The organism is Frankia sp. CoWAU3, from assembly GCF_977971855.1.
The window spans coordinates 2143-2912 of record NZ_CDWWXB010000202.1 but is presented as its reverse complement, the minus strand read 5'-3'; the positions used below and the strand labels follow the sequence as shown (position 1 = coordinate 2912).

The 770-nt window shown below is 72.9% G+C and carries 1 protein-coding gene; it reads right to left on the bottom strand.

Annotated elements, in window-relative coordinates; translation table 11 throughout:
* On the bottom strand, nucleotides 1–770 hold a 770-nt coding region (locus tag AC08ON_RS15195), incomplete at both ends, for an nSTAND1 domain-containing NTPase (RefSeq protein WP_476617202.1).

Sequence of the window (770 nt, the reverse complement as noted above, 5' to 3'; positions counted from 1 at the left end):
CAGCCCGTCCGCGCGGATAGCGAGCACGGCGCTGAGGCCACCGCGCCCGTCGGAGCCGAGCTGCTCGTAGGCGGTGAGCGTGAGCAGCCGACGGGCCCGCTCCTCCCACAACGTCGCCATCGTCTCCTGCACCAGCGGCAGCGACCCGGGCTCCTCCGCCGCATCGGCGATGCGTCGCTCGACGAGGCCCCGGTCCACGTGGACGCCGACATCGGCGGCGGGCCGAACGATCGCCTCGCGCAGCGGCGCCCCGCGCAGCGGCGCGATCTCGGCTCGTTCACCCAGATTGAGCGGCCACAGCGGGCTCTCCATCAGCTCTGGGTAGAAGTCCGCCCGCATGGTCGCGACCACCCGGCAGGACTCGACGGCGCGCAACTCGACCAGCGTGGTCAGGAAGGCCGCCCGGGAGTCCGCCGGCGCCTGAGCGAAGATCTCCTCCAACTGGTCGACGACGAGCAGCAGCCGGCCCTCCGACACCGTCTGGCCGGCCAGCAGACCGTCGACCGCAGCCGCGACCGGCACCGACAGCTCGATGCCCGACCTGGGCGGCCTGACGTCCAGCGCGCCCGCAAGGGCCGCCATCGGTGTCACGCCCGGACGCAGCGTCCGCACCAGCCACCGGTCCGGGCCGGCGCCCAGCCGGGGCACCAGACCCGCCAGCACCAGCGATGACTTGCCCGAGCCCGACGGACCGATCACCAGAGTGAAAGGCTGTGCCCGCACCCTCCTGCGCAGGTCGGAGATCTCGCTATCACGACCGTGGAAGAACC